The 20,542-nt window shown below is 62.3% G+C and carries 15 protein-coding genes; 3 read left to right on the plus strand and 12 right to left on the minus strand.

The features are described from left to right. Positions 1–221: 221 nt before the first annotated feature. The 12 genes from AB4Z20_RS13200 to AB4Z20_RS13255 form a co-directional block, all read right to left on the minus strand. Complete coding sequence (locus AB4Z20_RS13200) at positions 222–1,841, minus strand: methyl-accepting chemotaxis protein (protein ID WP_320388727.1); 1,620 nt, start codon at positions 1,839–1,841, stop codon at positions 222–224. Positions 1,842–1,952: 111 nt separating this feature from the next. Beyond that, the gene (locus AB4Z20_RS13205) at positions 1,953–2,648 is read right to left on the minus strand and encodes an anaerobic ribonucleoside-triphosphate reductase activating protein (RefSeq protein WP_250886109.1); all 696 of its coding nucleotides are present in this window, start codon (positions 2,646–2,648) and stop codon (positions 1,953–1,955) included. Continuing rightward, positions 2,645–2,806, minus strand: a complete 162-nt coding sequence (nrdD, locus tag AB4Z20_RS13210) for an anaerobic ribonucleoside-triphosphate reductase (protein ID WP_003202433.1) — start codon at positions 2,804–2,806, stop codon at positions 2,645–2,647. The genes AB4Z20_RS13205 and nrdD overlap by 4 nt, the downstream gene beginning before the upstream one ends. A 31-nt stretch (positions 2,807–2,837) precedes the next feature. Then, positions 2,838–4,853 (minus strand): ribonucleoside triphosphate reductase, encoded by a 2,016-nt coding sequence (locus tag AB4Z20_RS13215; protein ID WP_442090057.1) that lies wholly within the window; start codon positions 4,851–4,853, stop codon positions 2,838–2,840. 311 nt (positions 4,854–5,164) lie between these two features. Further along, complete coding sequence (gene moaA / locus AB4Z20_RS13220; RefSeq protein WP_442090058.1) at positions 5,165–6,157, minus strand: GTP 3',8-cyclase MoaA; 993 nt, start codon at positions 6,155–6,157, stop codon at positions 5,165–5,167. A gap of 25 nt (positions 6,158–6,182) precedes the next feature. Continuing rightward, the gene (locus tag AB4Z20_RS13225; protein WP_442090059.1) at positions 6,183–7,151 is read right to left on the minus strand and encodes a peptidylprolyl isomerase; all 969 of its coding nucleotides are present in this window, start codon (positions 7,149–7,151) and stop codon (positions 6,183–6,185) included. Between the two features lie 10 nt (positions 7,152–7,161). Next, on the minus strand, positions 7,162–7,842 hold the full coding sequence (gene narI / locus AB4Z20_RS13230; RefSeq protein WP_063320860.1) for a respiratory nitrate reductase subunit gamma: 681 nt from the start codon (positions 7,840–7,842) through the stop codon (positions 7,162–7,164). Beyond that, entirely contained in the window at positions 7,835–8,590 is a 756-nt protein-coding gene (gene narJ, locus AB4Z20_RS13235) for a nitrate reductase molybdenum cofactor assembly chaperone (RefSeq protein WP_214510208.1), read from the minus strand. Before narJ ends, narI begins: the two co-directional genes overlap by 8 nt. 2 nt (positions 8,591–8,592) lie before the next feature. After that, entirely contained in the window at positions 8,593–10,131 is a 1,539-nt protein-coding gene (narH, locus tag AB4Z20_RS13240; protein WP_018613428.1) for a nitrate reductase subunit beta, read from the minus strand. Between the two features lies 1 nt (position 10,132). Next, on the minus strand, positions 10,133–13,906 hold the full coding sequence (locus tag AB4Z20_RS13245; protein ID WP_442090060.1) for a nitrate reductase subunit alpha: 3,774 nt from the start codon (positions 13,904–13,906) through the stop codon (positions 10,133–10,135). 65 nt (positions 13,907–13,971) lie between these two features. Continuing rightward, a complete protein-coding gene (locus AB4Z20_RS13250) occupies positions 13,972–15,369 on the minus strand; it encodes a NarK family nitrate/nitrite MFS transporter (RefSeq protein ID WP_253475362.1) in 1,398 nt (465 codons plus the stop codon). Then, positions 15,347–16,648 (minus strand): MFS transporter, encoded by a 1,302-nt coding sequence (locus AB4Z20_RS13255; RefSeq protein ID WP_250886126.1) that lies wholly within the window; start codon positions 16,646–16,648, stop codon positions 15,347–15,349. The genes AB4Z20_RS13250 and AB4Z20_RS13255 overlap by 23 nt, the downstream gene beginning before the upstream one ends. Before the next feature lie 308 nt (positions 16,649–16,956). Here AB4Z20_RS13255 and AB4Z20_RS13260 point away from each other — a divergent pair, with 308 nt between their 5' ends. From AB4Z20_RS13260 to AB4Z20_RS13270, 3 genes are all read left to right on the plus strand, one after another. Further along, positions 16,957–18,756, plus strand: coding sequence for a HAMP domain-containing protein (locus tag AB4Z20_RS13260; protein ID WP_258688249.1), 1,800 nt, complete (start codon positions 16,957–16,959; stop codon positions 18,754–18,756). Further along, a complete protein-coding gene (gene narL / locus AB4Z20_RS13265) occupies positions 18,753–19,400 on the plus strand; it encodes a two-component system response regulator NarL (protein WP_024616161.1) in 648 nt (215 codons plus the stop codon). Before AB4Z20_RS13260 ends, narL begins: the two co-directional genes overlap by 4 nt. Positions 19,401–19,656: 256 nt before the next feature. Then, complete coding sequence (locus AB4Z20_RS13270; RefSeq protein ID WP_320388731.1) at positions 19,657–20,334, plus strand: Crp/Fnr family transcriptional regulator; 678 nt, start codon at positions 19,657–19,659, stop codon at positions 20,332–20,334. Positions 20,335–20,542: the final 208 nt, after the last annotated feature.

Genomic DNA, 20,542 nt, shown 5'->3' on the forward strand with positions numbered 1-20,542 from the left:
CCAACATCACCACCAACTGACCTACCGCTATCGCGAGCAAGCTCGCTCCCACAAGGTTTCGAGTGTTCACGACATCTGGTGTCGACACAAAATCCTGTGGGAGCGAGCCTGCTCGCGATGACATCGGCACAGCCAACATCACCACAAGCTGACCCACCGCTATCGCGAGCCAGCTCGCTCCCACAAGGGGTTTTGGGGCTGAGGCTCTGACATTGATCGGCCTAGACCTTGAACCGCGCCACCGTCTCATGCAGTGACCCGGCCATCTGCGCCAGGTCCTGGCCCGCCGTATCGGTATGCCGCGCGCCCAGCATGACCTGTTCGGAGAGGTTGCGAATGCCCACCAGGTTACGATCCACCTCTCGCGCCACCAGTGCCTGCTGTTCCGTGGCGCTGGCGATCATCAGGTTGCGCTCGTTGATGTGCGAGATCGAATGGGCGATTTCATCCAGGGCATCGCCGGAGCGCTGGGCCACTAGCAGCGTGGCTTGCACCAGTTCGCTGTTGTTCTGCATGGAGCTCACCGCATGCCCGCTGTCCAGGCGGATATTACCGATCATGCCCTCGATTTCCCGAGTCGAATCCTGGGTCCGATGAGCCAACGCCCGGACTTCATCGGCCACCACTGCAAAACCACGCCCGGCATCACCGGCGCGGGCGGCTTCGATGGCGGCGTTCAGTGCCAGGAGATTAGTCTGCTCAGCAATGCTGCGGATCACATCCAGCACCGAGCTGATGTCCTGTACCCGCCCGGCCAATTGCTGGATTCGCCCGGAACTGTCCGTCACACCTTCGGCCAGCGCGGTAATGGAAGCCACCGTTTCCTGGACCTGTTCACGACCGCGCTGGGCCGTTTGCTCGGACACTCGCGAGGCTTCGCTGGTGCTCACCGCATTGCGCGCCACTTCATCCACCGCGGCGGTCATCTGGTTCACGGCCGCGGCAGCCTGTTCGATTTCATGCCCTTGCAACTGCAAGGTGCTGCTGGTCTGGCTGCTCACCGCGCTCAGTTCTTCGGAGGAACTGGCCACCCGATCCACCGAGGCCGCAATGTGCCGGACCATGCTGTTGAGGCTCTGCTGCATGTCGTGCATGTTGCTCATCACGCTGTCATTGGCGCCGACACCCACGGGCACGCGGATCGTCAGGTCGCCCTGGGCGATGAGGTTAAGCACCCGCGCCGCGTCATTGGGTTCACCACCCAGGGGACGGGTCACGCTGCGGGTCACCAGGACCGCCACGGTCGTCACCAGGGCCAGGCAAGCCAGCACCAACGCCAGCATGTTGCGCCGCGCATCGTTGTAACGTGCCTGGGCCAAGTGCTCACGTTCGACAAAGACCTTGCCCTGCATCGCCATCATTCCTTCGAGGCTTTTGTACACCTCAAGCTCCGCCGGAATCACGCCCTGCTTGAGCTGCGTCATCGCCTCGTCCGTCGCGCCCTGGCGGATCAACGCCTGCACCTGGACGAACGCCGCCACATAGGCCTCGCGACGCTTTTTCAACTCGGCATACGCGGCCTTGCCTTCAGGCTGATCGAACAGCGGCTCCAGCGTGGCGAAGGCCTGGGTAATCCGTTGTCGGGTGGCGTCGATGGATTGCTGGACTTGCACGTTGTTCTTGTCGATCAGCAAGTCTCGGGTGTTCCTGGCGTTGTCGCGCACACCCGTGGCGATCACCATGATCGGGTCGATCTTCGGCCAATCCTGCCGAACGATCTGCTCGGCCTGGTCGCGCAGCATCGCCAGGTCGTTCAAGGCGTAGAACGTCAAGGCGATCAAGGCCAGTGGCGCGATGGCAAAGCCGATCACGATGCGTTGGGCGGTGGTGAGTCTGGTCATATCAAATGCTCCCTGTTCAACTACCTGCCGGTTGGCAGCGCATTTGAAAACCTTAAAAAAGTGTGGTCCGGTCATCTCGGGCCGCTGTCGGTCGTTCATCTCGGCGCTCGCTCAACTGCGTAAGACGAACGAGGGAAACAGCTCGCGCATGGCGGCCCATAGTTCGGGCTGCAAAGCGTGTGCCGAGACGCTGGAAAGGTGGGGATCGAGCATCCGCGCAGTGCGCACCAGTTGCACGGCGAACCGCGTGACGCCGCGTTCGCTCAAGCGTCGGGCCAGGGTCAGCAACCGCTCGGGGTCGAACAGATGCCAGTGCACCGTCGTGCGACATTCATAATCCACGCCGCTGGCCAACAGGTGGTCGAGGCTGCGCCAGTTGGCGGCGCCGCTGCCCTCGACCCGGGTCACGTCCAGGGCATCCTCGGGCAAGGCCTTGACGTCGAAACCCACCCAGTCGGCAAGCCCGACCACTTTGGCGAAGGCCGCCGGCTTGATGCCGGCGCTGTGCAGGCCGATGCGAAAGCCCATCTGCCGCACTTGCTCCATGGCTGGCGCCAGGCCGTCCTGCAAGGTCGGTTCGCCGCCGCTGAAGACCACGGCGTCGAGCAAATCCTGACGACGTTGCAGGAACGCCAATACCCGGCACCAATCCACCTCCTCGCTGCCGCGCGGCGGGATCAGTTGCGGGTTGTGGCAATAACGACAACGCCAGGCACAGCCCTGGCAAAACAGCACACACGCCAGTTGGCCCGGATAATCGAGGGTGGTCAGGGGCACCATGCCCCCGACCCGTAGCACTCGACTCATGGACGCCCGGCCGCGCGTTCGGTGAAGTGCACCCGCTCGCGATGCTCGGACTGCTTGCCTGGGTTGAAGGCCGCCACCGGGCGGTGATAACCCATCACGCGGGTCCAGACTTCGCAACGTTGACGTTGTGCTTGGGGAAGGCTTTGCGATGCATTCATGGGTGAAGCTCCTTGCGGTCGATGGATCGGATCAGTGAACGCTGCCTGCCAACTGCTGTTGCAGCAGCAAGGCCTCGTCGCATTTGGGGCAAAACTCGTGTTCGCCGGCCAGGTAGCCGTGCACCGGGCAGATGGAAAAGGTCGGCGTGATGGTCAGGTACGGCAGGCGGAAACGTCCCAGGGCCTTGCGCACCAGTTGCTTGCAAGCCTGTGTGGAGGAAATCTGCTCGGCCATGTACAGGTGCAACACGGTGCCGCCGGTGTATTTGCATTGCAGTTCGTCTTGCAGCTCCAGGGCTTCGAACGGATCTTCGGTGAAGCCCACCGGCAGTTGCGACGAGTTGGTGTAGTACGGGGCGACCGGGCTGCCGGCCTGCAAGATATCCGGATAGCGCTTGAGGTCTTCCTTGGCGAAGCGGTACGTGGTGCCCTCGGCGGGCGTGGCTTCGAGGTTGTAGAGGTGGCCGGTTTCTTCCTGGAACCGCAGCAGCGTGGCCCGCACGTGATCCAACAGTTTCAGGGCGAATTCCCGGCCTTGCTCGGTGTGCAGGCCTTGCTGGTCATCGGTGAAATTGCGCAGCATTTCGTGCAGGCCATTCACGCCGATGGTGGAGAAGTGATTGCGCAAGGTACCCAGGTAGCGCTTGGTGTAAGGGTACAAACCGGCATCCATGTGATGCTGGATGACCTTGCGCTTGACCTCCAGGCTCTCCATCGCCAGTTCCATCAGCGTATCGATGCGTTGCAGCAACGCGCTGGTGTCGCCCTTGTACAGGTAGCCCAGGCGGGCGCAGTTGATGGTCACCACGCCCAGGGAACCGGTCTGCTCCGCCGAGCCGAACAAGCCGCCGCCGCGCTTGAGCAACTCGCGCACGTCCAGCTGCAAGCGGCAGCACATCGACCGCACCTGATTGGGTTGCATGTCCGAGTTGAGGAAGTTCTGGAAATACGGCAGGCCGTAACGGGCGGTCATTTCGAACAGCCGGTCGGCGTTCTCGCTGTCCCACGGAAAGTCGTGGGTGATGTTGTAGGTCGGGATCGGGAAGGTGAACACCCGGCCTTTCGCATCGCCGGCCTGCATCACCTCGATGTAGGCGCGGTTGATCAGTTCCATTTCCGCTTGCAGGTCACCGTAGGCGAACGGCATCTCTTCGCCGCCAACGATCGGGATCTGTTCGCGCAAGTCCTGTGGGCAGACCCAGTCGAACGTCAGGTTGGTAAACGGGGTTTGCGTGCCCCAGCGCGACGGCACGTTGAGGTTGTAGATGAACTCCTGCAACGACTGGCGGACCTCGTCGTAGCTGAGCTGGTCCTTGCGCACATAGGGCGCCAGGTAAGTGTCGAACGAGCTGAACGCCTGGGCGCCGGCCCATTCGTTCTGCAGGGTGCCGAGGAAATTCACCATCTGTCCCAGGGCACTGCTCAGATGCTTGGGCGGCCCGGCCTCGACCCGCCCTGGCACGCCATTGAGGCCTTCGTGCAACAGGGTGCGCAAGGACCAGCCGGCACAGTAGCCAGCGAGCATGTCCAGGTCGTGGATATGCAGGTCAGCCTCGCGGTGCGCCTCGCCGATGGCCTGGCTGTAGACCTCATCGAGCCAGTAGTTGGCGGTGACCTTGCCCGAAACGTTGAGGATCAGCCCGCCGAGGGAATACCCCTGGTTGGCATTGGCCTGCACGCGCCAGTCTTCGCGGTCCAGGTATTCGTTCATCGACGTGGCGACTTCCACCAGCGTACGGCGATCCCGACGCAGGCGTCCGTGTTGCTCGCGATAGACGATGTAGGCGCGCATGGAGAGAAAGAAACCGGCGTCCATCAGTACCCGTTCGACGCGGTCCTGGATCTGCTCGACGTTCAACCGCGTCTGCCCTTCCAACCGCGCCAACACTGCCTCCAGCAACGCCTCGGCCTCGGCTTCGGCGTATTCGCCGGTGGCCTTGCCGGCGGCGATCAGCGCCTGGCGGATCTTGTCCGCATCAAAGGCGACCACACTGCCATCGCGCTTGTGCAAGCGGTTACACCCTACTGAGATCAACGTGCTCTGCATTTTGGCTCCAGACACTACATATAGGCTTTTTGAGATCTTCAAACACAATATGCAGTGGAGAGTACGGACAAAAGGCAGGGTTGCAATTGATCGACATCAAGAATCGGGAGCGACTATTCGTCAGGCTGAAAGGTCATTTGGCAGCCCCCTGATCCCCTGTGGGAGCAAAGCTTGCTCGCGATGAACGATGACACGGTCTTGCAGTTAAACCGTGTCGCCTGCATCGCGGGCAAGCCTTGCTCCCACATGGGTTACGGCGTGACTGTAAGATTTGTATCCACCACAAATCCCTTGTGGGACCTGTGTACTGCTCAGCCCCCACTCATGTTCATGAACCGCACAATCTGCACTTCCCCACCCGGGTTGAAGTCATGGCGCAGTGGCTTGCCACGCAGCGCCTGGTGCACCGCCTGGATCACCGGTTGGTCTTCCAGCGGATAACGCCGCAGCAAGCCGCGCAGGTCGAGGGAGTCCTCTTGTCCCAGGCACAACAGCAAGCGCCCTTCGACGGTCATGCGCACGCGGTTGCAACTGGCGCAGAAGTTGTGGGTGTTGGGTGAAATGAAACCGATCCGAGTATCCGGATGACGCTCCAGGCGCACATAGCGCGCCGGCCCGCCGCTGCTCTCGGTGCTGTCGAGCAGGCGATGATGGCGAGCGATCTCGGCCCGCACCTCATCGCTGGAACAGAACGACTCGCCCCGGGAACGCCCGACCTCCCCCAACGGCATCTCCTCGATAAAGCTGATGTCGATGCGTTGGTCGATGGCGTACTGCACCAGCGCCGGAACTTCATCGAAGTTGCGTCCCTTCATGACCACGCAGTTGAGCTTGATCCGCTCGAACCCGGCGACCTTCGCCGCTTCGATGCCGGCCAGCACCTGGTCCAGGTTGCCGTTGCGGGTGATCGCCCGGAAGCGCTCGCTGTCGAGGCTGTCGAGGCTGATGTTCATGCGTTTGACCCCAGCCTCGACCAGCGGCTGGGCCAACCGCCCCAGCTGCGAGCCGTTGCTGGTCATCACCAGTTCCCGCAGGCCAGGCAATGCCGCGATCTCGCGACACAGCCCGACGATGCCCGGACGGATCAGCGGCTCGCCACCGGTCAGGCGGATTTTCTTCACCCCCAGGCCGACGAACAGCCGCGCCAGGCGCTGCAACTCCTCCAAGGTCAAGACTTGCTGACGCGGCAGGAAAGTCATGTTTTTCGCCATGCAATACACACAACGAAAATCACAACGATCGGTCACCGACATCCGCAAATAATCGATCTGGCGCCCAAATCCGTCCTGCAACACCGCGTTCATGAGGTTCTCCCGATTGAGCCCGTGCTCACTGCACCAGCGGCGAGTCGGCACCCTGAAGGTGAATGCCGCGAATGTCCGCCGCACCGATCAGGGTTTGCAGGTACTGCACCAGCGCTTTTTGCCACACGCCCTGCTGCAACTGGGTACGAATCGCCGTCGCCACTGCCTCATACGGCAATGGCTGGCCATCGATTCGCTGGTCGATGCTGATCACGTGCCAGCCATAGCGACTTTCCAGCGGTTTACCGGCCAGGCCCGCCGGCAGGGTGAACAACTGGCGCTCCAGTTCAGGCACGGTCTGGCCCTTGCTGATCTGCCCCAGCGAGCCGCCCTGCTCCTTGGAAGGACACGCCGAATGCGTCAGCGCCAACTCGGCAAAGCTGCCCGGGAACTGGTCCAGCCGCTCCAGCAGCAGCTCGGCCTGGACATGGGCCAGGCTGCGCGCCTCGGCATCGTCCGGCGCACATTCGAGCAGGATGTGCCGCACCGCCAGCAACGGCGCACTGTGAAAGCGCGCCCGGTTGTTTTCGTAGTAACGCAGGCAGGTTGCCTCGTCGCACTGTGGCACCAGCACCTCGCGTTCGAGCAACAACCGCGTCGCCGCCTCCTCTTCGTTTTCCCCGGCACCGACCTGCAACGCCAGGCCAAGCTCGGCGATACGCTGCTGGAGCAATTCGCGAATCACCAGCGCCCGAGCGGCCTGGTAGACCGCATCCTCACGGCTGTCAGCCGGGTGATATTGCAGCTCCTGGGCCATCGCCTGCGGGGTGATCGACACCCCGTTGACGCTGATGATCGGCCACTCCTGTTCACTGCTGGCAATCAACTGCGGCGCTTCATCTTCCGCCACCGGCCCGGCCTGGGCCGGCTCGAACTGCACCGCCCCCGCCGGTTCGGCATCGGCCACCGGCGCGATCACCGGTGCAGCTTTTGCCGAAGAACCACAGCCGCCGCTGCCGCCACCACTACCGCCACATCCGCATCCACTCGCCATGATCTTCTCCTCAAAACTTCTGCCGAACGATTTGATAACGACGCCCGAGGTACCAGACCGGCGCACTGACGATATGGACCAGACGAGTGAACGGGAACAACACGAACAGGGTCAGGCCCAGCACCACGTGGAGCTTGTAGACCAGGCCCACCGGCGCTATCGAGGTAGCGGCTTCAACCGGACGCAACAGCACGGTGTTCTGGGCCCAGTCGGCCAGCATCACCATCACCGAGCCGTCCATATGGGCGGTCGACGCCACGATGGTCATCAGCCCAAGTACCAGTTGCACCAGCAGCACCACCAGCACGAGGATGTCCGAGGCATTGGAGGTGGCGCGAACCCGTGGGTCGGTCAGGCGACGGTTGAGCAGCATCACCAGGCCGATCAGGCCCAGTACGCCGAAGAACCCGCCGGAGACCATCGCCAGCAACTGCTTGTTCTCGGTGCTCAGCACGTGGTGGTAGATCGCCGAGGGTGTCAGCAGGCCGACGAAGTGGCCGGCCAACACGAACAGCACGCCGATGTGAAACAGGTTGCTGGCCACGCGCATGCCGCGCTTGTTCAGCATCTGGCTGGAACCGGCCTTCCAGGTGTACTGGGACAGATCAAAGCGTGCCCAACTGCCGAGCAGGCAAATCGCCAAGGCGACATAGGGGTAGACCCCGAACAACAACAGATCCCATTTAGACATTGCCCACCTCCCCGGCTGGCGCTGCGGCCAGCCCTTCATGCTGAAAATCCACCCAGTGCAGCGGCACCGCACTTTCGTCTCGCGCCTTGCCCGGCGCGCTGGGCAGTGAACTGCAACGGTCCTGCTGTTCGGCCTTCATGAAGTCCACCGCCTCTTCTTCCCAGATCTTGTCCAGGGCTTCGAGGGAGTCATCCCGTGGCTCGGCCTTCACTTGCTCACGCAACTCGGCCACGGCCACCTGGGGCTCGGCCCCGGCGATTTGCAGCAAGGCCCGGAAGCAACTGGCGTAGGCGCTTTCACGCTCGTCCAGGCGCGCCGCGAGCAAAGCCAGCAGGTGCGCTACATCGGCCAGGCCCTCGCGGGCCTCGATGTCTTCGCGGGTGGAAAGAAACTCCAGGTACAACGGGATGTAGTCGGGCAGTTCCTTGACGCCGATGGCGAAACCGGCCTCTTCGTACTGGGCCATCATGTCGACCATGGCCTGGCCACGGTCGCGGGATTCGCCATGGACATGTTCGAACAGCAGCAGCGACAGCGAACGACCGCGGCCGAACAGCGCACCGTAGTGCTCCTGGCCATCCATCAGGTCCTTGCCGCAGATCACCTCCAGCAACTCGAACAACCCGGCGCGCTGGTTCGGACTAATTTCCCGCGTTTGGAGAATCGCTTGTTCCAGCTCATCCCGACCGGCCACCAGGGTCTCGGTCGGGTAGTCGAGCAGCAACGAAATCACCTTGAGAATGCGCATGCTCATTCCTCCCACAACTGCACGGTTTTGATCACGTCGCGGCGGTTGGCCTTCTTGCCACCGAACATGTTGGTGTCGGAGCTGCCACTGCAACCGCTGCCAAAGCTGAAGCCGCAACCGGAGCGCTCGGCGAACGCGTCGCTCATGGCGTCTTCGCGGTGGGCGCTTGGCACGACGAAGCGGTCTTCGTAGTTGGCGATGGCCAGGTAGCGGTACATCTCTTCCACCTGGTTCACGCTCAAGCCGACATCGGCCAGCACTTGCAGGTCCTGCACGCCGTCAACCTGCTCGGAACGTTTGTAGGCACGCATCGCCAACAAGCGTTTGAGCGCAAGCTTGACCGGTTTTTCATCGCCGGCGGTGAGCATGTTCGCCAGGTAGCGCAGCGGGATACGCAGGCTGTCGACGTCCGGGATCACCCCGTTCATGCCCACGGTGCCAGCCGTGGCAGCGTTCTGGATCGGCGACAGTGGCGGCACGTACCAGACCATTGGCAAGGTGCGGTATTCCGGGTGCAGCGGCAGTGCGAGTTTCCAGTCCACGGCCATTTTGTAGACTGGCGAGCGTTGCGCCGAATCGATCACCGACTGCGGCACGCCATCGGCCAGGGCCTGGCGAATCACCGCCGGGTCGTTCGGGTCGAGGAAGATCTCCAGTTGTTTCTCGTACAGGTCCTGCTCATTGGCGGTGCTTGCCACTTCGCTGATGCGATCGGCGTCATACAGCAGCACGCCGAGGTAACGGATGCGGCCAACGCAGGTTTCAGCGCAGACGGTCGGCATGCCGGCTTCGATTCGCGGGTAGCAGAAGATGCATTTTTCCGACTTGCCGCTCTTCCAGTTGAAGTAGATCTTCTTGTACGGGCAGCCGCTGATGCACATGCGCCAGCCACGGCATTTCTCCTGGTCGATCAGGACGATGCCATCCTCCTCGCGCTTGTAGATCGCACCGCTCGGGCACGACGCCGCGCACGTCGGGTTCAGGCAGTGCTCGCACAGGCGCGGCAGGTACATCATGAAGGTGTTTTCGTACTCGCCGTAGATGTCCGCCTGGATCTTGTCGAAGTTCTTGTCCTTGCGCCGCTTGGCGAATTCAGTGCCGAGGATTTCCTCCCAGTTCGGGCCCCATTCGATTTTCTCCATGCGCTTGCCGGACACCACCGAGCGTGGGCGCGCGGTGGGCTGGTGCTCGCCCAGCGGTGCGGTGTGCAGGTGCTGGTAGTCGAAGTCGAACGGTTCGTAGTAATCGTCCAAGCTCGGCAGGTCCGGGTTGGCGAAGATGTTCGCCAGCACGCGGAACTTGCCGCCAATGCGCGGGTTGATCGAACCGTCGGCGTTGCGGATCCAGCCGCCCTTCCACTTATCCTGGTTTTCCCACTCCTTGGGATAGCCGATGCCCGGCTTGGATTCGACGTTGTTGAACCAGGCGTATTCCATGCCTTCGCGGCTGGTCCAGACGTTCTTGCAAGTGATCGAGCAGGTATGGCAGCCGATGCATTTGTCCAGGTTCAGGACCATGCCGATTTGTGAGCGAATCTTCATCTCAGTTCTCCTCGATATCAGTCGGCAGTGGACGCGGCAAATCATCGCCACTGGAACCATCGAGCCAATCGACCTTGACCATCTTGCGCACCACGACGAATTCGTCGCGGTTGCAACCGACCGTGCCGTAATAGTTGAAGCCGTAGGCCTGTTGGGCGTAGCCGCCAATCATGTGGGTGGGCTTGAGCACCACGCGGGTCACCGAGTTGTGGTGGCCGCCACGGGTCTTGGTGGTTTCCGAACCCGGCACGTTCACGATCCGTTCCTGGGCGTGATACATCATCACCATGCCTTCCTTGACCCGTTGGCTGACCACCGCACGGGCGGTCAGCGCGCCATTGACGTTGAAGCATTCGATCCAGTCGTTGTCCTCGATACCGGCGCGCTTGGCGTCGATTTCCGAGAGCCAGACAATCGGTCCGCCACGGCTCAAGGTCAGCATCAGCAGGTTGTCGCTGTAGGTGCTGTGGATGCCCCACTTCTGGTGCGGGGTGATCCAGTTCAGGACGATCTCGGTCTCGCCATTGCTGCGCTTGCCCTTCACGCCGGCAATGGTGCGGGTGTTGACCGGTGGCCGATAGCTCATCAGCTGCTCGCCGAACGCCTGCATCCACGGGTGATCCTGGTAGAACTGCTGGCGACCGGTGATGGTGCGCCATGGGATCGACTCATGGACGTTGGTGTAGCCGGCGTTGTAGCTCACATGATCGTCTTCCAGGCCAGACCAGGTCGGGCTGGAAATGATCTTGCGTGGCTGGGCCTGGATGTCACGGAAGCGAATCGCCTCGTGCTCCTTGGACACCGCCAGGTGGCTGTGGTCGATGCCGGTGAATTCCGACAGCGCTGCCCAGGCTTTCACCGCGACATGGCCGTTGGTTTCCGGCGCCAGGGACAGGATCACTTCGGCAGCATCGATGGCGCTATCGATTTTTGGCCGCCCTTGGCTGATACCCGCCTCGACTTCCTTGTGGTTCAGTTCGCCGAGGAATTTAACTTCAGTATCAGTGTTCCAGTTGATGCCCTTGCCGCCGTTGCCGAGTTTTTCCAGCATCGGGCCCAGGGAGGTGAACTGCTTGTAGATGTTCGGGTAGTCGCGTTCCACCACTTGCAGGTTCGGCGCGTTCTTGCCCGGGACCGGTGCAACGCCGGCACTTTTCCAGTCGGTGCCGCCAAACGGTTGGGCCAACTCGCCGACGCTGTCGTGCATCAGCGGTACGGTGACCAGGTCTTTCTCGACACCCAGGTGGCCGACCGACATGGCGGAAAACGCCTTGGCGATGCCCTTGTAGATTTCCCAGTCCGAACGCGATTCCCAAGCCGGATCGATGGCGGCCGACAGTGGGTGAATGAACGGGTGCATGTCCGAGGTGTTCATGTCGTCTTTTTCGTACCAGGTGGCGGTCGGCAAGACGATGTCGGAATACACGCAGGTCGAGGACATGCGGAAGTCCAGGGTGGTCACCAGATCGAGCTTGCCAATGGCGCCCTCGTCGACCCATTCGGCTTCGGTGGGCTTGCACTCGGTGCCATGGCCGATGTCTTCGTTCATCACGCCGTTCTTCGTACCGAGCAGGTACTTGAGCATGTACTCGTGGCCCTTGCCCGAGGAGCCCAGCAGGTTGGAACGCCAGATGAACATGTTGCGCGGGAAGTTCACCGGGCTGTCCGGCTGCTCGCAGGCAAAACGCAGGGAACCGTCCTGCAACGACTTGACCACGTAGTCCTTGGGTTCCATGCCCGCGGCGGCGGCGTCGCGGCAGATGTGCAGCGGGTTGGTGTTGAGCTGCGGTGCACTCGGCAACCAGCCGGCCCGTTCGGCGCGGATGTTGTAGTCCAGGGCGTGCTCGGGGAATTGCGATTTGTCGGCCAGGGGCGAGAGCACATCGTGCATGCTCATCTTCTCGTGGCGCCATTGCGAACTGTGCCCGTAGAAGAAGCTGGTGCCGTTCATTTGCCGTGGCGGACGGTTCCAGTCCAGGCCAAAGGCCAGGGGCAGCCAGCCGCATTGCGGACGGAGTTTTTCCTGGCCGACATAGTGGGCCCAGCCGCCGCCGGTCTGGCCGACGCAACCGCAGAGCATGAGCATGTTGATCAGCCCGCGGTAGTTCATGTCCATGTGGTACCAGTGGTTCATCGCCGCACCGACGATGATCATCGAGCGTCCACGGGTCTTGTCGGCGTTGTCGGCAAACTCGCGGGCGATCTGGATCGCCTTCTCGCGGCTTACGCCAGTGATCTGCTCCTGCCAGGCCGGGGTGCCGGGCACCGAAGCGTCGTCATAGTCCTTGGCAACGTTGGCGCCGCCCAGGCCACGGTCGATCGCCAGGTTGGCCGCCGACAGGTCGAATACGGTGGCGACTTTCGCCACGCTGCCATCGGCCAGCACCACGCTGTGCACCGGCACCCGACGGAACTGCACCGCGTCACCGGCCACATGCTGGAAGTACTCCTGGGCTTCGCCGGCGAAGTACGGGAACGCCACCTCGGCGACGTCGCCGCCGATCAGGCTCAGCTTGAGGTCGATCTCACGCCCCTCGCCGCCTTCACGGGGCAGGATGTTCCACTTGCCCTTCTCACCCCAGCGATAGCCGATGGAGCCTTGGGGCGAAACCAGTTCGCCGGCGGCATCCATGGCGATGGTTTTCCATTCCGGGTTGTTGTCCTGGCCGAGGTTGTCGGTCAGGTCGCTGGCCCGCAGGAAACGGTCCGGCTGGTAACCCGCACCCGGCGCAGCGCCGAGCATCGGCTTGAGCATCACCAGTACCGGCAGGTCGGTGTAGCGCTTGGCGTATTCGGTGAAATAGGCGCTCGGCTTGTCCAGGTGGAATTCTTTGAAGATCACATGGTTGAAGGCCTGGGCCAACGCGGCGTCGGTGCCCTGCTTGGGGTTGAGCCACAGGTCGGTGAGCTTGGCGACTTCCGAATAGTCCGGGGTGATCGCCACGGTCTTGGTGCCCTTGTAGCGCACCTCGGTGAAGAAGTGGGCGTCAGGGGTACGGGTCTGCGGGACGTTGGAGCCCCAGGCAATGATGTAGTTGGAGTTGTACCAGTCGGCCGATTCCGGCACGTCGGTCTGCTCGCCCCAGACCATCGGCGAAGCTGGCGGCAAGTCGCAATACCAGTCGTAGAAGCTCAGGCACACGCCACCGATCAGCGACAGGTAACGCGAGCCGGCGGCATAGCTGACCATCGACATGGCCGGGATCGGCGAGAAGCCCACCACCCGGTCCGGGCCGTGTTCCTTGACGGTATAGACGTTGGCGGCGGCGATGATCTCGTTGACTTCTTCCCAGTTGGAACGGATGAAGCCGCCCATGCCGCGCTTGCTTTTATAGGAGTCGGCCTTGGCCTTGTCCTCGACGATGCTGGCCCAGGCTTCCACCGGCGGCAGGGTCTGCCGGGCTTCGCGCCACAGCTTGAGCAATGGCTTGCGAATTTTCGGGTACTTGAGCCGGTTGGCGCTGTAGATGTACCAGCTGTAGCTCGCGCCGCGAGGGCAGCCGCGTGGTTCGTGGTTGGGCAGATCGTTGCGGGTACGCGGATAGTCGGTCTGCTGGGTTTCCCAGGTGATCAAGCCGTTCTTGACGTAGATTTTCCACGAGCACGAACCGGTGCAGTTCACCCCGTGGGTGGACCGCACGATCTTGTCGTACTGCCAGCGCGAACGATAGACGTTCTCCCAGTCCCGGGATTCCTTGCGGGTCTCGCCGTGACCATCGGAAAACTCGCCTTGCTTGCGGTTGAAAAACCGCAGTTGATCCAATAAATGACTCACAGTGTGTTCCTCTCAGGCTTGCTCCGCGGGGTCTGCGCCCCGCCCACGCAATAGTTGAATTCGTCTTAGCAGGGAGTCGCCGCGCCCTTGCGGGCGTACCACCACCAGGTCACCACGATGCAGCTCAGGTAGAAGCCGACGAACATGTAGAAGGCCATCTCCGGGCCGCCGGTCAGGGCCATCGAAGTGCCGAATGATTTGGGAATGAAGAAGGCTCCGAAGGCGCCCATGGCCGAGCTGAAACCCAGCACGGCGGCCGATTCCTTGCCGGCGTTCTTGAGCGCCAACTCGCGTTGTTCGGGCTTTTTGCCCAGGGCGGACTTCTCGTGCAGGGTGCGGAAGATCACCGGGATCATGCGGAAGGTCGAACCGTTGCCCACGCCAGTGGTGATGAACAGCAACATGAACATGCCCAGGAAGCCGTAGAAATTGCCGCCCTGGCCGTTCTGCGGCAGGAAGTGCAGGACCCCGAAGACCATCACGATCATCAACACGAAGTTCCACAAGGTGACCTTCGCGCCACCGAGCTTGTCCGCCAGCCAGCCGCCCAGCGGCCGTACCAGCGCGCCCACCAGTGGACCGAGGAAGGCGAATTTCAGGGCGATGACTTCCGGGAACGAGGTCTTGATCAGCAGTGGGAAGGCGGCGGAAAAACCGATGAACGAACCGAAGGTGGCCAGGTACAACCAGCACATCAGCCAGTTGTGCTTGCGCTTGAAGATCACCGCCTGTTCGCTGAACGAAGCGCGGGCGCTGGACAGGTCGTTCATGCCGAACCAGGCAATCAGGGTCACGGCGAGGATGAACGGTACCCAGATGAAGCCGGCGTTCTGCAACCACAGCGAGCTGCCGTCGGCCAACACCTGCGGCTGGCCGCCCATGAAGCCGAACACACCGAAGGAAATCACCAGCGGCACGCTGAACTGCATCACCGACACGCCCAGGTTACCCAGCCCGGCGTTCAGGCCCAGGGCGGTGCCCTGCTGGGACTTGGGGTAGAAGAAGCTGATGTTGGACATGCTCGAGGCGAAGTTGCCGCCGCCAAAACCGCAAAGCAATGCGATCAGCACGAACACGCTGTAGGGCGTGGCCGAATCCTGCACGGCGAAGCCCATCCACAAAGCCGGTATCAGCAACGACGCCGTGCTCAGCGCGGTCCAGCGGCGCCCGCCGAAGATCGGCACCATGAACGAGTAGAAGATGCGCAAGGTCGCGCCGGACAGCCCCGGCAATGCCGCCAGCCAGAACAACTGGTCGGTGCTGAAGCTGAAGCCGATGGCATTCAGGCGCACGATCACCGTGCTCCAGACCATCCACACCGCGAAGGCCAACAGCAGCGCCGGGATGGAAATCCACAGGTTGCGCCGGGCGGTCAGCTTGCCGCTACTGCCCCAGAAAGCAGGGTCTTCCGGGCGCCAGTCATGAATGACCGGGCCCTTTTCAGGCGTTTGCAGAACGGACATGTTCTTCTCCTTGGGCAATGCTGGAAAACGGGGATTGAGTGGCCGGCGGCTGTTTACCCAGCAGCGGGCGCTTGCGCATTTCGCTGAAGTACATCCAGGCCAGGGAGACCCAGACCACGCCGTACATCAACATGAAGCAGGACGAGCGCACGCCGGTGAGGTCCACCAGGGCGCCGAACATGATCGGCAGCACGAACCCGCCCAGGCCGCCGGCCAGGCCGACGATGCCGGACACCGCGCCCATGTTTTTCGGGTAGTCGTTGGCGATGTACTTGAAGACCGAGGCCTTGCCGAACGCGAAGGCGATGCCCATCACGAACAGCAGCACGGTGAACAGCGTGGGGCTGAGGCCGATGTGGAAGTCGACGATGCCGTTGACGGTCTGCACTTGCAGCTGCGTCTGGGGATAGGAGAGCAGGAACAGGCAGATCCAACTGACCCACAACACCCACCAGGTCACGCTCTGGGCGCCCCAGCGGTCGGACATCCAGCCACCGACGGCCCGCAGCACGCCACCGGGCAAGGAGAAACACGCCGCCAGCAGCGCCGCGCTTTGCAGGCTGAAGCCGTATTCCTGCACGTAATACTTGGTCATCCACAAGGCCAGGGCCACGTAGCCGCCGAAGACGATCGAGTAGTACTGGCAGTAGCGCCACACGGCCGGCTCTTTCAGGGTTTTCAATTGCTCGCGCAACGTCGCGCCGCCGGTGCCGCTGTGTTCCTTTTTCTCGGTGGTGAGAAACCAGAACAGCAGCGCGGTGATGAACAGGATGGCGCTGAACACCTTCGGCACCAGGTGCCAGGTGCCGAACGCGATCAGCGCCGGAGCGAGGAACTTGGTCACTGCCGCACCGGCGTTGCCGGCGCCGAAGACGCCCATGGCAAACCCCTGGTTCTGCTTGTCGAACCACTTGGCGACGTAAGCGATGCCCACCGAGAACGAGCCACCGGCCAGGCCGACGAACAGGCCCAGCACCAGGAACTGCCAGAAGGCCGTGGCGAGGGTGATCAGGTACAGCGGCAATACGCAGGCCAGCATCAGCAGGAAGAACACGATCCGTCCGCCAAAGCGGTCGGTCAGAAGCCCCAGGGGCAAGCGCACCAGCGAACCGGTCAACACCGGCGTGGCAGCCAGCAGGCCGAATTGGGTTTCATTGAGGGCCAGCATTTCCTTGATCGGAACGCCGAGCACGGCAAACATCATCCAGACCATGAAGCACACGGTGAAGGCCAGGGTACTCATCCCTAGTACCAGCCCTTGTTGCACTTGCGCTCGCATCACGATGCACTCCGTCAGTTCGATGAGCGCAGCCTAGTGATACGAACCCCGCGAAAACTTGACCTGGATCAACGTGCGCCGGGGCGGTCCAGGCCTATGCTTGGCCCGTCTACCTCCAAGGAGGTAGACCCGGATATTGATACAACCCTTTATTTATCAATATCTTGAATAAGTCTGCCGAAGCTTTTATGGAAATGGAGCGGCCGACAACTCTTTAGAGGTAGTGCGCCCAGGATTGGCTGCTACACCCCCAGGTCCAGGGCGCCCCCTATGCTCGGTTCACAGTTTTGCCCCGCAGGCCCGCGTCGATGATGCGTTGGCTGCGCAGTTCCCTGCCCGCTCGCGCCGGGCTGGCGGTGATCCTGATCGCCATCCTGGCCTTGGCCAGTTCCTTGAGTGCCGGGTTGATCGCCTGGTTCAGCCAGGGCGACGCTGCTGCCATCAACACCGCCGGCTCCGTGCGCATGGAGACCTACCACCTGAGCTGGAAACTGGCGGCGGGGGCCAACGACGACATCCCGGCGATCACCGCCAGCCTGCAACAACGCCTCGACAGCCCAGCCCTGCGCGCCGTGCTGGAAGATGGGCCGGAAACCTCCCTGCACAAGAGCTATCGCGACCTTGTGCAACGCTGGAACCAGACCTTGCGCCCGGCCATCGAGCGTGGTGACTCGGCGTTTTTCCAGGCCAATGCCAATGCCTTCGTCAACCAGTTGGACCGGTTCGTCACCCTGCTGCAACGCCAGAGCGAGCACAAGCAAGGCTGGCAGCAGGTGATCCAGGGCGCGGCGCTGTTCAGCACCATGATCATCCTGCTGATCGGCCTGTATGAATTGCAGTACGGCGTGGTCACGCCCTTGCAGGAGTTGGTGGACGCCACCCAGCGCTTTCGCCGTGGCGAATTCCAGGTGCGAGTCAATCACCAGTCCGAAGATGAACTGGGCCAGTTGGCGACCAGTTTCAACACCATGGCCGAGACCATCGAGCAATCGCACCGCACCCTGGAAAACCAGGTCCGGCAAAAGACCCTGAACCTGCAACAGGCCAACGCCGCCCTGGAGCTGCTGTACCAGAGCAGTCGCAGCCTGGCGACGCGCCAGGCCAATGCCGAAGGGCTGGACGAACTGATCCGGCGCTTCCAGCAACGCCTGCCGGGCCTGCGCCTGACGCTGTGCCTGCAAGGGCAATTGCAGTCACCGGCCAGGCATTTGCTGGCGTTGCATGGCGCCGACAGCCGCCAGGTCTGCGCCAGCAGCGATTGCGCCAGCTGCCATAAACGCAACGCTGCACGCCCGCAAGCCTTCAGCATCAGCAACCAGGGCAACGAACTGGGTGAGCTCAAGGCCCATTTTGTCGACGGCCACGCCGCGCAGCCCTGGGAAACCGCATTGATCCAGGCCCTGGCCAACCTGATTGGTACGTCGCTGTCGCTCAAGCGCCAGCGCGAACAGGACCATCGTCTGCTGCTGCTCGATGAACGCACGATCATTGCCCGCGAGCTCCACGATTCCCTGGCCCAGGCCTTGTCGTACATGAAGCTGCAAGTCAGCCGCATGCAGACCCTGATGCGTCGGGGCGAACCGGTGCAGACCCTGGAGACCGTCACCGGTGAACTGCGTGAAGGGCTCAACAATGCTTATCGCCAGTTGCGCGAGTTGCTGACCACCTTCCGCTTGCAGATCCACGATGACGGCCTGGTCGAAGAGCTCAAGGACACCGCCGAGGAGTTCTCCAACCGAGGGGACTTCAAGGTGCATCTGTTCGTCGACACCCTGGCCTTCGAGCTGTCGGCCAGCGAGCAGATCCACATCCTGCAGATCACCCGCGAGGCCCTGTCCAACTGCCTGCGCCACGCCCATGCCGAAAACGCCTGGCTCGAACTGCGCCAGGAAGGCGAGACCGTGCAGCTGTCGATCGAAGACGATGGCCGCGGCTTCAGTGGCGAGGTGGACCAGCGCGAACACCATGGCCTGAACATCATGAACGAACGGGCCCGCAGCCTGCGCGGCCAACTGCAGATTCACTCCCGTACACCCCAGGGCACCCGCATCCAGGTGCATTTCCAACCGGAATTCCTGGGCCAACACACCGAAGGCCTCGCAACATGAATGCCCCCCTGCGCCACACCCTGCTACTGGTCGACGATCATCCGATGATGCGTCGCGGGATCCGCCAGATGCTTGAACTCGAAGACGATTTGCAGATCGTTGGCGAAGCCAGCCACGGCGAAGAAGCCCTGACCCTGATCGAACCGCTCAACCCCGACCTGGTGCTGCTGGACAACAACATGCCGCAGATGAACGGCATCGAGACCCTGCGCCGGCTGCGCGCCATGCACTACACCGGCAAGGTGCTGCTGTTCACCGTGTCCGATGCCGAGGACGACATCCGCGATGCCCTGCGCCTGGACGCCAACGGTTACCTGCTCAAGGACATGGAGCCGGAGCTGCTGATCCAGTACATCCGCGATGCCCTCAACGGCGCCCTGGTGATCAGCCCGGGCCTGACCCGCGTCATGGCCCAGGCGCTGCGCTCGCCACCGCGCCAGGCCGATGTGGAACTGACCGAACGCGAACGCCAGGTCCTCAAGACCATCGCCGGCGGCTACAGCAACAAAGTCATCGGGCACAAGCTGGGCATCACCGAAGGCACGGTCAAGGTGCATGTGAAGAACCTGCTGCACAAGCTCGGCTTGCGCTCACGGGTCGAAGCCGCGGTGTGGGCGATGGAGCATTTGCGCGGGGCTGGCTAGCCCTGGTTGGGGGCCATGAATAAACACACAACCTGTGGCGAGGGAGCTTGCTCCCGCTGGGGCGCGCAGCGGCCCTGTTTTTTTGGGGGCTGCTGCGCAGCCCAGCGGGAGCAAGCTCCCTCGCCACAGGATCTGTGTTCTGCAGGCATTGATTTGACTGGCATGGCCGCTCCTCATCCCTCTTCCGAGGTAGGCCTGCCGAGGCATAGGCCGGCGGCGATTTGGGCTCTACCATGACGGCACGCGGAGGTACGCCATGCTGACCCACCCTTCCATCGTTTTACTGTTGCGTCGTCATCACCTGTTCAGCCAACTGCCGGAGCGGGTCTTTGAGGATGTCTGCAGCCTGGCTGTCCTCAAACGCCTGGAATGCAACAGCACGCTCATGCACCAGGGCGATCCGGCCAAGCGGTTTTTCTTGCTGGTCAGTGGTCAGATCAAGCTGTTCCGGGTGACCGGTGAGGGCCAGGAGAACCTGGTGGAAATCATCCAGCCCGGCCAGACCTTCGCCGAGGCCCTGCTGTTCAGCCAGGCCCGTTGCTATCCGGTCAGTGCGTCGGCGATCAAGGACAGCGTGCTGGTGAGTATCGAGGGCACCCATTACCGCAAGGCCCTGGAGGACCAGCCCAAGGTCTGCCTGGCGATCCTCGCGAGCATGAGCATCCATCTGCACCAACGCCTCAAGGACATCGACAACCTGACCTTGGCCAGCGCCAGCCGGCGGGTGATCAATTTCCTGCTGCAGGAACGCGATCCGCGGGATGGTCAGGTGGTTTTGCAGGTGTCGAAGCGGCTGGTGGCTTCCAAGTTGGGGATTCAGCCGGAGACGTTTTCGCGGATTCTGCATCGGTTGGTGGATGGGGGGTTGATTGCCATGGAGCGGCGTCAGATTCATATCTTGTCCGAGGATGGGTTGGAGGCTTATCAGCAGTAGGTTTCTTTGTGTGAATATCCGTTATTTAGGTAACGGCTGATTATGGTTCCGCTCTTACAGCGGGTCACTTTCGAAAAGCCCGGAAGCCGGCCCAGTCGAAAGTAACCAAAGCGCTTCTGCCCCACCACTCGGTGCCTCGCCTAGGCTCGGCATGCCCTCACTCCGGCATTGCTCCGTGGGCCCGCCGCGAAGGGCCATCCATGGCCCA

It is taken from the genome of Pseudomonas sp. KB_12 (genome assembly GCF_052114545.1).
GTDB classification, from domain to species: domain Bacteria; phylum Pseudomonadota; class Gammaproteobacteria; order Pseudomonadales; family Pseudomonadaceae; genus Aquipseudomonas; species Aquipseudomonas brassicacearum.

What these genes read in the sequence shown, in the direction of transcription:
- AB4Z20_RS13255 (WP_250886126.1), bottom strand. Translation starts at nt 16,648, where the DNA reads ATGCGAGCGCAAGTGCAACAAGGGCTGGTACTAGGGATGAGTACCCTG.
- narH (WP_018613428.1), bottom strand. Translation starts at nt 10,131, where the DNA reads ATGAAGATTCGCTCACAAATCGGCATGGTCCTGAACCTGGACAAATGC.
- nrdD (WP_003202433.1), bottom strand. Translation starts at nt 2,806, where the DNA reads ATGAATGCATCGCAAAGCCTTCCCCAAGCACAACGTCAACGTTGCGAA.
- narJ (WP_214510208.1), bottom strand. Translation starts at nt 8,590, where the DNA reads ATGCGCATTCTCAAGGTGATTTCGTTGCTGCTCGACTACCCGACCGAG.
- narL (WP_024616161.1), top strand. Translation starts at nt 18,753, where the DNA reads ATGAATGCCCCCCTGCGCCACACCCTGCTACTGGTCGACGATCATCCG.
- AB4Z20_RS13250 (WP_253475362.1), bottom strand. Translation starts at nt 15,369, where the DNA reads ATGTCCGTTCTGCAAACGCCTGAAAAGGGCCCGGTCATTCATGACTGG.
- AB4Z20_RS13215 (WP_442090057.1), bottom strand. Translation starts at nt 4,853, where the DNA reads ATGCAGAGCACGTTGATCTCAGTAGGGTGTAACCGCTTGCACAAGCGC.
- narI (WP_063320860.1), bottom strand. Translation starts at nt 7,842, where the DNA reads ATGTCTAAATGGGATCTGTTGTTGTTCGGGGTCTACCCCTATGTCGCC.
- AB4Z20_RS13270 (WP_320388731.1), top strand. Translation starts at nt 19,657, where the DNA reads ATGCTGACCCACCCTTCCATCGTTTTACTGTTGCGTCGTCATCACCTG.
- AB4Z20_RS13260 (WP_258688249.1), top strand. Translation starts at nt 16,957, where the DNA reads ATGATGCGTTGGCTGCGCAGTTCCCTGCCCGCTCGCGCCGGGCTGGCG.
- AB4Z20_RS13225 (WP_442090059.1), bottom strand. Translation starts at nt 7,151, where the DNA reads ATGGCGAGTGGATGCGGATGTGGCGGTAGTGGTGGCGGCAGCGGCGGC.
- AB4Z20_RS13205 (WP_250886109.1), bottom strand. Translation starts at nt 2,648, where the DNA reads ATGAGTCGAGTGCTACGGGTCGGGGGCATGGTGCCCCTGACCACCCTC.
- AB4Z20_RS13200 (WP_320388727.1), bottom strand. Translation starts at nt 1,841, where the DNA reads ATGACCAGACTCACCACCGCCCAACGCATCGTGATCGGCTTTGCCATC.
- moaA (WP_442090058.1), bottom strand. Translation starts at nt 6,157, where the DNA reads ATGAACGCGGTGTTGCAGGACGGATTTGGGCGCCAGATCGATTATTTG.